The sequence below is a fragment of the Helicobacter sp. 13S00401-1 genome (assembly GCF_002272925.1).
Lineage (GTDB): Bacteria > Campylobacterota > Campylobacteria > Campylobacterales > Helicobacteraceae > Helicobacter_I.
Genome location: NZ_MLAR01000001.1, coordinates 198838 through 212327 on the forward strand (window position 1 = coordinate 198838; position 13490 = coordinate 212327).

Genomic DNA, 13490 nt, shown 5'->3' on the forward strand with positions numbered 1-13490 from the left:
TTTATCCTTTGTGATTTTTAGAATCTTGCAAGTTTTTTACTTCTTTTTCTAACTCTTGCACTTCTTTGGTTGTAGCTTTTAAAGCAGCCTCTTCTTTAAGTCTTTTATCCCTTCTAGCCTTTCTTTTAGCCACCCTTTCTTCATGCAACCTTAAGGCCTTTTCTTCATCGTAGTTAAACACTGGAAGACCTAGTTTATAATAAATCGCCAAAGCCCTAAAACTAAAGCCAAAAACTAGTGTAATGATAACTATCAAGTTATGATTTAGTGAGGTTTTAGTTAGTAGATAGTATAGTATGCAAGTAACTATACTTACTCCTGCATAGACTTCTTTTTGAAAAACTAATGGAATCTTATTACAAAGTAAGTCTCTTAAGATACCTCCTGCTACTCCTGTAAAAACTCCAGCTACCACACAGACTATGATTCCATGGCCCAAGCTTAAAGCCTTATCAACCCCTATAATGCTAAAAGCTACCAGCCCTAAAGCATCTAAAAGCAAAAAAAGCTTACCAAACCTAGCCAAGAAATAAGGCATAGCAACTGTTAGAAGACTTACTACACAAAGCATTAAAACATACTCTGGGTGAAGCACCCAAGTTGTAGGATAGCTTCCTAGGATGACATCTCTAACAGTTCCCCCACCTATTGCTGTAAGTAAGGATATAAGCATAACGCCAAAAAGATCCATCTTATGACGACCAGCAGCTAAAGCACCAGTTATCGCCTCTGCTATGATGCCGATTATGTAAAGTACAAACAAGATCATGCTTTATCCTTAGGTAAGTTGATTTATAATTACTACTAAAGATAATATTTTATAAGGAATCTTTATGATAATTACAAGATTTGCCCCAAGTCCTACTGGAAACTTACACATAGGTGGACTTAGAACTGCGCTTTATTGCTACTTATATGCTAGAAAGAATCACGGTAAGTTTTTACTCCGCATAGAAGATACAGACACTGAAAGAAACTCACAAGAAGCACTAGATTCCATCCTTGAGGCCTTTAAGTGGGTGGAGTTAGAACATGATAGTCCTATGTGGTTTCAAAGCAAGAGACTTGAGATTTATAAAAGCTATATACAAAAACTTCTAGATTCTAATAAGGCATATTATTGCTACTTAAGCAAAGAAGAGTTAGAAAATGAACGCCAAAAAACTAAGAATCTAAAAGATTTTACTAGAAAGTATAGAGATTTTACTGGAACCCCTCCAAGTGGTGTGCAGCCAGTCGTTAGACTTAAGGCCCCACTTAGTGGAAATGTTGAGTTTATAGATGGTATAAAAGGCAAGATAACTATTAATGCTAGCGAGTTAGATGACTTTGTTATAGCTAGAAGTGATGGCACTCCAACTTATAACTTTGTAGTTACTATAGATGATGCCTTAAGTGAGATAAGCGATGTTATAAGGGGCGATGACCACGTGAGTAATACTCCAAAACAAATCCTAATTTATAACGCCCTAGGCTTTAAGGTGCCAAAGTTTTATCACGTGCCTATGATTTGTAATGAAGCTGGCGCAAAGCTTAGTAAAAGAGATGGGGCCTTAAGTGTTTTAGAGTATAGGGATGCTGGAATCTTAAAAGAGGCCTTATTAAACTTTTTATTTCGCCTTGGCTTTAGTCATGGGGATCAAGAGATATTTTCAATGGAAGAGATGTTAGAAGTTTTTGATCCAAGCGAGATAAACAACTCAGCCTCAGCTTGTAACTTTTCTAAACTTATGTGGCTTAATGCCCACTACATCAAACAAAAAAGCACAAAAGAGCTTTTAAGCCTTCTTAAGCTAGATCTTAAAGATAGTGCACAAACTGAGTGTTTATTTGAAGCCCTTAAAAGCCGTGCTAATACATTAAATGACTTTAAACTAGGTATAGAAACCATCCTAGAAAAGCCAAACTATGATGAAAAAATGGATTCTAAAGTTAGTCCACTTGCCTTAAAAGACTTAAGCCTAGTTGAAGGTTTTAACTTTGAAAGTTTGGAGTCTATAAAAGATGCTTTGCATAACCTTAAGCTTGATTATAAGATAGGCCTTTTCATGCAAGCTTTGCGCTGTGCCTTACTAGGAAAACCAGGAGGCATAGATTTAGGTGAGTGTCTTTTTATACTAGGTAGGGATGAAAGTTTAAATCGCATAAAGACATATTTAGAAACTAAAAATATTTAAGTTTTTAGCAAACTAGGATCTATAGACATGTGCTAAATCGTAGTCTTTTTATATCCTAGTTAATGCTATTGATGCTAGGAGATATGAAGTATTAACATAGCAACTCTAAGCAAGAAAGATAGAATCTAGATTCTATAATCTAGTTTTATAAAGCTTATTCATCGTGTTTATAAAGCTTTATAAGATACCCAGCGCTATTTATAAAGTCTTTTGCTACATTAAAGCTAAAGCTTATATCACTTAGCAAAGATGTTGCAACGTCTACTTCTAAAAGCTTATTAGTTAGTAGTTTTTCAACCTCTTTTAAGGCGTTTTTATCTTTTAGCTTAAAGCTTTCTTTTAAGTTTTTAAGCCTTGTTTTAGATTCCATAGAATCTTCTTTTAAAGTTAAAACTTCTTCTAGCTCACATATCAAAAAGCCAAACATCAACCGCAGTTGCAAATACTGCTCAGTTAGGATGCTGTTTTTAGAGTTGGCAAACTTACGTAAGTGGGTGTGTAGGGTGATAAGATTCCTTGTGGCTTCAGCAAGACTTCTTGCGCTACTTTGCAGGGCAAAAACTTCCTTTGCAAACTTCTCATCACCAGAACTCAAGCTTAGATTAGATGAAAACTCTATGATGCCATCAAAGATAGCCCTTATCTTTTGGTCATATAAGTCTTTTAAGCTTATATCTATCCACTGATAGTTTTTTAAGTCACTTGCGCTAATATTGCCCTTTTTTATGCCATCTAAAGATAGTCCAACGCTTACGCTTAAAACATATCTAGCATTATAAAAAAGGTGTTTTACTTCTCTGCGTAGTGCTTCTGTGGCTGTATTTATATAAGGAAGCAAGCTTGGGTCTATGTATCTAGGCATATCGATTTTACTTTCTTTGCCTTTTAACATTTTATTAAGCGCTTTTTCAAAAAGAGGTATAAAAGGGGTCATTAAAAGCACGGCTATAACGTTGTAAGATGTATGGAAGATGGCAATTTTTAGTGTGTAGTTGTTAGGGTCAAACCTTAAAAGTTCATCTAAAAAGTTGACTATATCTTTGAAGTAGGGCAAAAGCACTATACAAACTATGGCTATAGCTACGTTAAAGATAGTATTACCAATGGCAAGCTTTTTAGAATCTAAACTTGCAGAGATGGAGGCTATAAGTGCTGTTACTACGCCTCCAAGGTTAGTTCCTATAACTAGGGCTAGGGCGTTATCATAGGTTATGCTTCCAGCATTAAGCGCTAGGATGATTATAGTTAAAGTAGCAAAGCTGCTTTGTATGATGGCTGTTATAACTATACCTAGTATGAAAAAGATTCCAAAAGCTAGGGCGTAGCTTTTATCTCCAAAGTCAAAGCTAAAAGAGTTTGCATAGCCATTAAATCCAGTCTTTATGTAAGCTATACCTAAGAAGAAAAAACCTACTCCAGCTAGTATCTTTCCAAAAGCTTTAAGGTTGGTGTTATCTTTCATAAACATCATGAGTATGCCTATGGCAATTAGAGGCATACCAAGTATGGATATATCTAGCTTAAGCCCTATACCTGCTATGATCCAGCCACTAGTAGTGCTACCTATATTTGCACCAAAGACTATGCCTAAGGCCTGTCCTAGAGTGATTAAAGAAGCTGATAGGAAAGAAAGGCTAAGTATGGTAACTAGGGTTGAGCTTTGCATTATCATAGTAGTTACTGCACCAAAGATAACACTTTTTGTTTTTGTATCTGAGAACTTTCTTAAAAGCTTTTCTAAAAAACCTCCATTAATCTCTTTAAAGCCATCACTTAAAAACATCATCCCAAGTAAAAAGATAGCAAGGCCAGCCCCAAAGTACTGTACTGCATGACTTTTAATCATAACAATCACTATTAAAATAGCGATTATTAAAACTAAAACTACTTTCACTCTTTGCTTTTTTATCATCTAAAACTATCCTGATGTGATGTTGTTAAAAAATCTACTTTTACTAAGTAAAAGTAGATTGTGTGCATGTAAGTGAGATAAAGCCTAAAAAGGCTTAGGGGCTATTTGGATTCCTTGTGAGGCGCGGCTATAGAGTTATAAGCCTTAGACTTAGAATCTACCCAGATGTTTGGTACAGCACCACCTGGAAGAAGCATGATTTGTGCGTTTTTGTTAACTTGTAAGGCTTCGTTGAACTTAGCTTGAGTTTCTATCTCTCTAAGTCTTAAAAGGTTGTTGCTTAAAGACTGAGCTATCTCTTTGTTAGCTGTGCTTTTTGCCTTAGCTTCGATGATAGTAGATTCTGCTACACCTTTAGCTCTTGTGATGCTAGATTCTGCTTCACCTTTACTTAGGGCTATCTTTTTAGCAGCTTCTTGCTTAGCTATATCAACTTCAAGCTTTGCTTGCTCGCTTCTTTGTCTAGCTTCTTGTACTTTTTCAATTTGCGCTCTAATGTTTGCTGGAAGTGAGATCTCTCTTAGCTGAACTGAGCTTAGTCTTACTGCTGGACTATCGCCACTAGTTAGTTTTGCCCTTATGACATCTTCTATCTTGTTAGCTATCTCATTTCTTTTGTTAGGTAACTCTTCAGCTGGATAGTTTCCAACTACTGTTCTAACTGCTTCTAGTACCACTGGACCTATGATCTTGTTTTCCCAGCCCATGCCATAGCTTGCTATAGTTTGAGGCGCTGTGGCTGCATTTAACTGATACTGAACTGTAAGTTCGATTGAAACTGTAAGACCCCTAGCGTCCATAACGTTTATAGCGCCACTTCTAAGGATGCCTTGATTAGCCCTAGGCATAGAATCTTCTACTCCAGTAAAGTTCCAAGTTCTAACCTTAGTATCAACGATGATAATACGTTGTATGCCCGGGATAAAGAAGTGGATGCCTGGTTGAAGTGGGACGTTATCATACTTTCCAGTTGTGACTTTTATACCTATCTCACCAGATTCTATAGTCTCAAATGGCCTAGCTATTATGAGTATGATGACTATGATGATGATTATGATTAGTGCGATACCTTTTTTGCTAGAAAAAAAGTTTCCTATATTTCCACCGCCATTGAAGTTAAAGCCTTGTGGTCTACGCTTTGGGCCTTGCTGCCTGTTGTCGTCATTTCTATTAGAGTCGTTTCTATCGTTTCTGTCATTTCTTGGGGCACCACCTCCTTGTTCACGCTTTCTTTTTAAATGCTCGTTTAAGTCTATTGGCATAAGGCTCCTTTGTTTTTATTTAAATATTTTTAGTCTATGTAGGTTAGGTAGTGAGAATACTTTTTATTCTCCCCATCTATAATCTTAAAAAACTCACCTTGTAACCTTTTAGTTACCTCTCCTCTTTTGCCACTGCCTACTGGTCTAAAGTCATACTCACAAATAGGAGTTATCTCAGCTGCAGTTCCAGTAAAAAAGGCTTCATCAGCTATATAAACCTCATCTCTAGTGATGCGTCTTTGTTCTATCTCTATGCCTAAGTCGCGCGCTATGTTTAATACAGTGTTGTGAGTTATAGATTCTAAGGCTGTGTCATAAGGTGGGGTTATAAGCTTGCCATCTCTTACTATACAAAAGCACTCGCCACTTCCTTCAGCTATAAAACCTGTGTCATCTAAAAGCAAAGCTTCATCAAATCCAGAGTTTATCGCTTCATACTTTGCCATCTGAGAGTTTAGGTAGTTTGCAGCAGCCTTGGCTTTGTTAAGATTAGTTTTAGCTGAGTTTCTAACATAAGAGCTAGTTTTTACTTTGATGCCATTTTCTAAAGCGCCTTCACCTAAGTAAGTACCCCACTCCCACGCGGCTATGGCTACTTTTACAGGGGCATCTTTATGATAAACACCCATAACTCCATATCCTAGATAGACTATAGGTCTTATGTAAACATTACCCTTATAGTCTTCTCTATTAGTTTTTAAAAGGTCAATCTGTGCTTTTTCAAGCTCATCTTTTGAGTAAGGACAGTCTATTAAAAGTATCTTGCAAGAGTTTAAAAGTCTTTGTGTGTGTTCATGAAGCCTAAAGATAGCTAGACCTTTTTTAGTCATATAAGCCCTGATACCTTCAAAGGCTGCATTACCATAGTGCAAGGTGTGAGAAAGCACATGAGTTGTAGCATCTTTCCAAGGTGTAAGTTTTCCATCCATCCAGATATATTTTGCTTCTTTTATCATTTTAGTACTCCTTAAATATTTATAAAAACTATGAGGCTTTAAAGTTTGGTTTAGCAGTAGAGTAAGTTTTAACTTCATTATATAAACTATCTCTTTGAACTGGGATAAATCCAGCATCTGCTATCTGAGCTACCATTTCTAGCTCATCAACTCCTTGCTTACTTTTTGCTCCTGCTGCACTTTGTATGCTTTCTTTTTCTATAGTTCCATCCATATCATCAGCACCAAACTCTTGGGCGACAAGTGCTAGATTAAGCCCTAAAGATGCCCAGTAAGCTTTTATGTGCGGGATATTTGAAAGCACTATCCTAGATATAGCTATAGTTTTTAGTATCTCTTGGCCACTAGGTGGAGCTTTGATGTTTAAAAAGTTATTATGAGTTTGATAAAGCAAAGGCACAAAAGCATTAAACCCGCCTTCTTTAGCCTCAACGCGTGCTTCATCTTGTTGTATAGCCCTAAGCCTAAGCATGTGATCTATCCTATCAGCCCTATTTTCTATGTGACCAAAAAGCATGGTAGCATTACTCATATGTCCCATTTTGTGCCATATATTATGAATTTTCAGCCAATTTTCTCCATTTACTTTGCCATGACAGATCTTTTTTCTTACATGAGGAGCAAAGATCTCAGCCCCACCTCCAGGCATGGAATCTACTCCTGCATTAGCCAAGTCTTCTAGGGCTTTTTCATAACTAACGCCAAACTTTCTATGCAAAAAGTCTACTTCAGCCCCACCCATAGCTTTAAGATGCACTTTTGGGATAGCCTTTTTTATAGCACGAAATAAATCAAAATACCACTCATAGCTATGATTTGGATTATGCGCGCCTACGACGTGAAGCTCTAAAGCACCATTATTAAAACTTTTTACACCTTGATAGACTATCTCATCTATACTCATCTCATAGGCGTTAGGATTTTTGCGACTTGCACTAAAGGCACAAAACTTACACACGTCTGAGCAAATATTGCTTGGATTTATATGCCTGTTAGTGTTAAAAAAAACTTTTTTACCATACTTTGGCACTCTTAAACTACTAGCTGCTTCACCTAATGTGAAGATATCATAGTCATAAAGTTTTTCTAAATCCTCTGCGCTAACACTGTCTATATCCTGTAATGCCCTATCTAATACGTCCATAACTAATAACCCTTTTACTTTTATATAGTATCTCTTAAAATTCTAACATTTTTTTGTTTTTGTAATGTTATGTTAAAATTTACTAACAATTTAACGGGGAAGGAGCCTTAATCTCAATGAAAGACTTCATAAGATTTAATAAAAATATACTAAAAACCGCTGGCGTTATAGCACTTTTAGGTAGTAGCGCACAAGCCTTAGAGTTCGGTAGCATGGGGAATCTAAGCGCATCTATGGGTGGTGCTGGTGTTGCTTTAAGAAGTCCTTTTGGCCTTTACTACAACCCAGCCCTTATAGCAAGTGGCAATAAAACAAGGCTAGGATATAGCTTTGGTACTTCTATAAGAGAGCACAATGTAGATAGGTTGCTTCCTGTGCTTTCTAACCTAGAAAATATGGCTAATACTTTTTCTAATCTTTCTAGTTCCCTGGCTGGTAGTAGTAATGGTCTTTCTACTCTAACTTCTGCAGCAACTAGTAGTAGTGGTGCCGCTGTGGCAACTACTGCTGTTTTGGCTGCTGCAGCTACTAACTCAGCTGCTGGAAGCACAAATAGCACTACAGACGCTACTAATGGTACACCAGATAATCTAAAAGATATTATAAAAGAAGCCTTAAAAAAGGCTGATAGTACCAACTCTACTGTTGGAACTGCAACTACAAGCACAGAGAATTTACAAAAGCTTTTTGAAAGCTATAAAAGCGCTAACGGTGGAGACTTTGATAAGTTGGTTAAGGAAGTGGCCGCAGCTGCTAAAAAGGCTGACATCCCTCAAGACCAAAAAGATCTAATCACAAAAGTGGCTGAAGGTGTGGACTGGAATCATGTCAAGTTTGATGATAATGGTATAAGCTCTATAGCTATAAAAAAAGGTCAAAGCCCTGAGCTAGATAAGGCTATGAAAGATATAAATACTATCTTAGATGTTTTTAAGTCTAATAATATAAACTTTAGAAGCCAAAATGGTATAGCCTTACAGCTTACTAGCCCTTATCTAAAATCAGTCATAGGCGCTATAGCTATAGGTGTATTTAACGATACTCATGGGAACTTAAACCTACAATCAGACCCAAGCAAACTACGCCTTATAGTAGGAAGTGGTGATAGCTATAGTGAGTTAAGCACTAGTCCAACTGGATATACTTTTAGTAAGTCTGATAAAAGTAGTTATGACAACCACTCTTTGCTTGCAAGCTTGCAAAATGGCGATAGTAAGGTAGTAACCTCACTTTTTATACTAACTGAAGTGCCTGTAGGCTATGCTTATAGTATAGAGCTTCCAGGATCTAACTTAAACGTGGGTGTTGCTTTAAAGTATATGAGAGCTTATAGTATGTATCAAGAAAATGAGTTTAGTGACTTTGGTAGTGGCTTTGCTTCTTTTCAAAACGATATAAGAAACATGCAAGTTGCTAATAGTTTTGGTGTAGATGTAGGGGTGGACTATGACCTTAATCTTTTTGGAGATAGCGCTTTAAGTATAGGTGCTGTAGCTAAAAATGTTAACACTCCAACTTTTAACTTCACAAACGCTACAGTTAAGATAAAGCCTCAGTATAGAGCAGGTATAGCTTATAATGGAGACTTTTTCTCAGCAGCCTTTGATGCTGACTTACTTCCTAATGAAGTCTATCCTTACGTCGCACAAAATAGTGCTAATAGACTGCTAAGTCAGATGGTAGGCGGTGGTGCTAGAGTGGGCTTTAAGTACGTAGATATAAGAGCTGGGGTGGCTTATGATCTAAAACAAGATAGTGGTGTGATACTAACAGCAGGTCTTAATCTCTTTGGCTTCTTAGATATAAGCGCACAAGTAGGAACTAAGACTTTTGAGTATCAAGGCTATACAATACCAAAATACGCAGATATAAAAATAGGTGGAAGCTTCTCTTGGTAAGAAGCCTTAAGCCTTGCTTTTTAACTCTTTACTCTTTTAGCTTTATGGAATCTAAAATCTATAAGGCTAAAAATCTTTCAAAGCCTAATCATCAAGACCTAATCGCACAAAAAATCCCAAATCTTTTAGTGGTTTTATCCCTCCTATAAGAAAAAAGATTCTCACTGCTAAAAGTATCTGCTTGCTCATAGTAGATGTGATTAGCTTCTAAAACTTCTAACTGTTTTCTTATACAAGCTTCTAAGTCAAAGTAAAACTTAGAGTTTATAACCTTGCAAAACTCGCTAGCTTTTTCATATATCTCACTTCCAACTTCATAGTTACACCATCTTATATGAGGAGTTATATAAGCAAGTAAGGCTTCTTTTTTTGCACCTTTTGCCACTAAAAGATTTATGGCCTTACTTACTATACCTTTTAGCGCTCCAACCCTTCCAGCGTGAACTACTGTGTAAGCTTTTATATCTTTAGCATAAAGCAAGACACCAGAGCAGTCTGCCATCCTTATAAGGCTTACTACTTTAGGATCACTAGAGTAGATTCCATCAGCTTCATAAACTTCATCTTTTTTCATATCTTTAGTATCTAGTATCTTGTCTCCATGTACTTGTTTTAAACTATAAAGCTTCCTATCTCCAAAAAGTTTTAGCACACTTTCTCTTTCTTCTTCACTGCTAGTATCAAGGCTAGCATCACTCACTGTGAAATCTACACACTCATTTTTAAAAAGCTTTAAGTCTTTGGAGTTTTTAAACATGTATGGCCTTTTTTCAATCTATCAAAGCTATACTATTCCTAAAAGCCTAATAAATATAAAAGGAGTAAGACTTAGCCATGAAGATAGTTAGATTCAAATATAAAGATAAGATAAGACTTGGGGTGCTTGAAGGCGAAGAGATAAAAACGCTTAATGCAAAAAGTGTAGGCAAGCTTATAAAAACGCTTGATTTTAGCTTGAAAGATAAAAACTTTAGACTAGATGAAGTAACACTGCTTGCTCCTATAGCTAAACCTAAGCAAGATGTCATATGCCTAGGGATTAACTATATGGATCACGCTAAAGAAAGTGCAAAGTTTAAAAAAGAAGACTTTGATGGCAAGCGTGAAGAGGCAGTCTACTTTTCAAAACGGGTTAATGCTTTTACTAATCCAAATACTACAGTTAAGATAAGCCCAAAAACTAGTCAGCTTGACTATGAGTGCGAACTAGCTGTTATCATAGGCAAAGATGCACATAATATAAAAAGCAAAGATGCAGGCGAATATATATTTGGCTATAGCATAGGTAATGATATAAGTGCAAGGGACTTACAACTTAAACATAAGCAGTTTTATGCTGGGAAAAGCTTAGAAGAGTCTTTGCCATTTGGCCCTTGCATACTTAGGGCTAAAAAAGATGAAGATCCTGATAGTTTAAACCTCGATGTTAAAACCTATGTTAATGACGAGTTAAGACAATCAAGCAATACAAAATACCTAATCTTTAACATAGGCTATGTTTTAGAAGAGCTATCATCTTACTTTTTGCTTAAAGCAGGAAGCATCATACTTATGGGCACTCCAAGTGGAGTAGGCATGGGCTTTAACCCACCTAAGTTTATAAAGCCTGGTGATATAGTAAAGTGTGAGATAGAAAAGATAGGTGTTTTAACTACGACCTTTAGTTAGACTATCTTATAAGCACTAAAAATCTATAGGGTCTATATCTATATCAAAACTTAGCTTATCTTTTAGATAAAACTCAAGACTAAGTATGCTTTGAAGTAGGGGGCTTGCTTTTTTACATCTTAGGATGATGTTAAAAAAGTAGTAGTCTTTAAGCTTAGGCATATTACCTGGAGCTAGACCTATAATCTCAACGTTTTCTTCTTTGCATCTTAAAAGTAGATCTTTTATCTCCCTAGCATTAGCTAGGGCTTTGCTTTCATCTTTATCTCTTATAGTAAGTTTGGCTAGTCTGACAAAGGGTGGGTAAAAGTTAGCTCTTTGAAGGAGTTCGTTTTCTAAAAAGTTTTGGAATCCTTTTTTAAAAACAGATTCTATATACTCACTTTGAAGACTTTGTATAAGCACACTTCCTTCTTCTCTTCGCCCACTTCTTCCAGCTATCTGAAAAAGTAGCTCAAAGGCTTTCTCACTAGCACGGTAGTCATTTAACCCTAAGATGTGATCTATGCCTAGTATGACGCTTAGGCTTGCATCTTTAAAGTCATGGCCTTTACTTAACATCTGAGTGCCTATTAAAAAGTCAAACTTGTGATTAGAAAAGTCATTTAGAATCTTATTAAGCTCTTTAAAACTACCTGCATTATCCCTATCACAGATTCTAATCTTAGCTGTTTGAAAAAGCTCTTCTAAACTTCTTTTTAACTCTTCAGTTCCTAGTCTTTTACCTCTTAGCTCAGTACTAGAGCAAGTTGGGCAAACTTCAGGTATAGGCATATGATAGTTACAGTAATGGCAAATTAGCGAGTGTTTTTTATAGTTTACACTTAAGCTTACATGGCAGTGAGGACACTTTATAGTACTAGCACAGTTTGTACAAAGCAGACTTTTAAAGTTAGCCCTAGTTGGTAAAAAGATGATGGCTTGCTTTTTATCATCAAGTACTTTTTGAAGACTAGTAAGCAGCATAGGACTTAAGATCTCTTTGCTGCTATCAAGTGTTAGCTTAGTTTTTGAGTTAAAAAACTTGCCTTTAAGACGGAAAAGATAGCCATGCTCTTTTGCTAGATAGTAGCTTTTTATACTAGGTGTAGCACTTCCTAACACTACTTTTATACCCTTTTGACTAAGCATGACACAAAGATCGCGCGCGTTATATCTAGGTGAGGTTTGTGACTTAAAAGAGTCATCATGTTCTTCATCAACTATGATTAGTCTTAAGTCACTCCAGGGTAAAAAAAGTGCACTTCTTGCCCCTATGATGATTTTTACACTTCCTTTGCTTAAGGCATTTAGTACTTTTTGCTTTTTAACTTTTGTTATCTTGCTATGCCACATAGCAACTTTGTCACCAAAGTGTTTTTGCAGTCTTTTTTCCATTAGCGGGGTTAGGGATATTTCAGGCATTAAGAGTAGGCACTGGGCAGTATTATTAGAATGCAGTAAGGAATCTATTAAGTGAAAGTAGATCTCACTTTTTCCACTACTTGTATCACCAAAAAGCAGGCTGAGGTTTTTAGATTCTATAAATTTTAGTGCGCTTTTTTGTGCTTGGCTTAGATTTAAAAGTGGACTAGTTTCTATGGGTTTTTTTGGCTTATTTTCATTTTTAGAGGGTTTATTAGCTCTTGCTTCTAAAAGCTTATCTTGCACACTATCTTGAAAATGAAAGATATTAGCCACGTTACCTAAGCTTTGTAAGTAGTACTTGCTAGTAAACTCTAGGAGGTTTTTTTGTAAAGTAGTTAGGCTAAGATGTGATTTTGTAACAGGTTTAGGCGTGAAGCTAAGTGATTCTAAGATGATGTTAGTTTGGCTTACTATACCAAGATACTGTTTGCCTCTTAGGTCTATTAAAACCAGATCTAGCCTCTTTAAGGGTAAATCTGTACTATAAAGAAGCTCATTTAAGTGCAGGCCTACTGGGCTAACTGATATAAGCATAGCTTTTTAAGAGATAGCTTTTTTAGGAGGCTCTTGCAAGGTTTGTTGTAAAAGTGTATTTATCTCTTCTAGGCTTATGTTTTGTGTAACGTACTTATTAGAGAGTTCTATAAACATGTGCAAAAGCTGCTCTACTGAGTAGGACCTATCTTCAAATAGCGCTTGCAAGTTTGCTTTTATGGGCTCATTAAAGTTAGCAGTCTCTAGTCTAAAGGTCCTTCCACCTACTTTAATATCTAAGCTATCTTTTGTCATTACTATGGCTTTTTATACTCTTTTGTGCTGTTTTCTACTAGTTCACCTATCTCTCTAAGTTGGGCGGCTAGGAGGGCGTTTTGTTCTTCTAGCTTTTTCATCCTTAGATCTTTTTGCTCATTTTGCACATTTAGATTGCTTATCTTAAAGCCCAAGTCTCTTATCTCAGAATCTTTTTCTTTATATATAGCATCTTTTTGTGCAAGCTCACTTTCTAGCTTTTCTATCCTCTCTATAAGCAGATGTATACCATTTTTAATATCATTTGCTACCATTT

Annotated in this window: 12 protein-coding genes; 3 read left to right on the plus strand and 9 right to left on the minus strand. The window is 36.3% G+C overall.

What is annotated here, in order from left to right; all coding sequences use genetic code 11:
* Window position 1: 1 nt before the first annotated feature.
* On the minus strand, window positions 2-769 hold the full coding sequence (locus tag BKH43_RS00995; protein WP_095227586.1) for a trimeric intracellular cation channel family protein: 768 nt from the start codon (window positions 767-769) through the stop codon (window positions 2-4).
* Window positions 770-827: 58 nt separating this feature from the next.
* Between BKH43_RS00995 and gltX the strand changes: the two genes are divergently transcribed.
* A complete protein-coding gene (gene gltX / locus BKH43_RS01000) occupies window positions 828-2177 on the plus strand; it encodes a glutamate--tRNA ligase (protein WP_095227588.1) in 1350 nt (449 codons plus the stop codon).
* A 154-nt stretch (window positions 2178-2331) separates the two neighbouring features.
* Here gltX and BKH43_RS01005 read toward each other — a convergent pair whose 3' ends face one another.
* The 4 genes from BKH43_RS01005 to mqnE form a co-directional block, all read right to left on the minus strand.
* Window positions 2332-4089: a Na/Pi symporter gene (locus tag BKH43_RS01005; RefSeq protein WP_095227590.1), complete on the minus strand. Its 1758-nt coding sequence runs from the start codon at window positions 4087-4089 to the stop codon at window positions 2332-2334.
* Between the two features lie 101 nt (window positions 4090-4190).
* Window positions 4191-5351: a prohibitin family protein gene (locus BKH43_RS01010; protein ID WP_095227592.1), complete on the minus strand. Its 1161-nt coding sequence runs from the start codon at window positions 5349-5351 to the stop codon at window positions 4191-4193.
* Window positions 5352-5380: 29 nt separating this feature from the next.
* Window positions 5381-6304: a branched-chain amino acid transaminase gene (locus BKH43_RS01015; RefSeq protein WP_095227741.1), complete on the minus strand. Its 924-nt coding sequence runs from the start codon at window positions 6302-6304 to the stop codon at window positions 5381-5383.
* A 31-nt stretch (window positions 6305-6335) separates the two neighbouring features.
* Window positions 6336-7451 (minus strand): aminofutalosine synthase MqnE, encoded by a 1116-nt coding sequence (gene mqnE, locus BKH43_RS01020; RefSeq protein WP_095227594.1) that lies wholly within the window; start codon window positions 7449-7451, stop codon window positions 6336-6338.
* 116 nt (window positions 7452-7567) lie between these two features.
* Here mqnE and traF point away from each other — a divergent pair, with 116 nt between their 5' ends.
* Window positions 7568-9349: a conjugal transfer protein TraF gene (traF, locus tag BKH43_RS01025; protein WP_095227596.1), complete on the plus strand. Its 1782-nt coding sequence runs from the start codon at window positions 7568-7570 to the stop codon at window positions 9347-9349.
* 91 nt (window positions 9350-9440) lie between these two features.
* On the opposite strand, the gene BKH43_RS01030 is transcribed toward traF, so the two are convergent.
* Window positions 9441-10106 carry a polyphenol oxidase family protein gene (locus tag BKH43_RS01030; protein WP_095227598.1) on the minus strand — a complete coding sequence of 222 codons (666 nt, stop codon included), beginning with the start codon at window positions 10104-10106 and terminating at the stop codon, window positions 9441-9443.
* 77 nt (window positions 10107-10183) lie between these two features.
* Between BKH43_RS01030 and BKH43_RS01035 the strand changes: the two genes are divergently transcribed.
* Window positions 10184-11017 carry a fumarylacetoacetate hydrolase family protein gene (locus tag BKH43_RS01035; protein WP_095227600.1) on the plus strand — a complete coding sequence of 278 codons (834 nt, stop codon included), beginning with the start codon at window positions 10184-10186 and terminating at the stop codon, window positions 11015-11017.
* 15 nt (window positions 11018-11032) lie between these two features.
* Here BKH43_RS01035 and priA read toward each other — a convergent pair whose 3' ends face one another.
* The 3 genes from priA to BKH43_RS01050 are packed head-to-tail and all read right to left on the minus strand — an operon-like array spanning window position 11033 to window position 13488.
* Window positions 11033-12958 (minus strand): primosomal protein N', encoded by a 1926-nt coding sequence (gene priA / locus BKH43_RS01040; protein WP_095227602.1) that lies wholly within the window; start codon window positions 12956-12958, stop codon window positions 11033-11035.
* A 6-nt stretch (window positions 12959-12964) separates the two neighbouring features.
* Window positions 12965-13213, minus strand: a complete 249-nt coding sequence (locus tag BKH43_RS01045; protein WP_095227604.1) for a hypothetical protein — start codon at window positions 13211-13213, stop codon at window positions 12965-12967.
* Window positions 13214-13215: 2 nt separating this feature from the next.
* Entirely contained in the window at window positions 13216-13488 is a 273-nt protein-coding gene (locus tag BKH43_RS01050) for a hypothetical protein (protein ID WP_095227606.1), read from the minus strand.
* Window positions 13489-13490 lie beyond the last annotated feature (2 nt).

What these genes read in the sequence shown, in the direction of transcription:
- BKH43_RS01045 (WP_095227604.1), bottom strand. Translation starts at nt 13,213, where the DNA reads ATGACAAAAGATAGCTTAGATATTAAAGTAGGTGGAAGGACCTTTAGA.
- BKH43_RS01010 (WP_095227592.1), bottom strand. Translation starts at nt 5,351, where the DNA reads ATGCCAATAGACTTAAACGAGCATTTAAAAAGAAAGCGTGAACAAGGA.
- mqnE (WP_095227594.1), bottom strand. Translation starts at nt 7,451, where the DNA reads ATGGACGTATTAGATAGGGCATTACAGGATATAGACAGTGTTAGCGCA.
- BKH43_RS01035 (WP_095227600.1), top strand. Translation starts at nt 10,184, where the DNA reads ATGAAGATAGTTAGATTCAAATATAAAGATAAGATAAGACTTGGGGTG.
- BKH43_RS00995 (WP_095227586.1), bottom strand. Translation starts at nt 769, where the DNA reads ATGATCTTGTTTGTACTTTACATAATCGGCATCATAGCAGAGGCGATA.
- traF (WP_095227596.1), top strand. Translation starts at nt 7,568, where the DNA reads ATGAAAGACTTCATAAGATTTAATAAAAATATACTAAAAACCGCTGGC.
- BKH43_RS01030 (WP_095227598.1), bottom strand. Translation starts at nt 10,106, where the DNA reads ATGTTTAAAAACTCCAAAGACTTAAAGCTTTTTAAAAATGAGTGTGTA.
- BKH43_RS01050 (WP_095227606.1), bottom strand. Translation starts at nt 13,488, where the DNA reads ATGGTAGCAAATGATATTAAAAATGGTATACATCTGCTTATAGAGAGG.
- priA (WP_095227602.1), bottom strand. Translation starts at nt 12,958, where the DNA reads ATGCTTATATCAGTTAGCCCAGTAGGCCTGCACTTAAATGAGCTTCTT.
- BKH43_RS01005 (WP_095227590.1), bottom strand. Translation starts at nt 4,089, where the DNA reads ATGATAAAAAAGCAAAGAGTGAAAGTAGTTTTAGTTTTAATAATCGCT.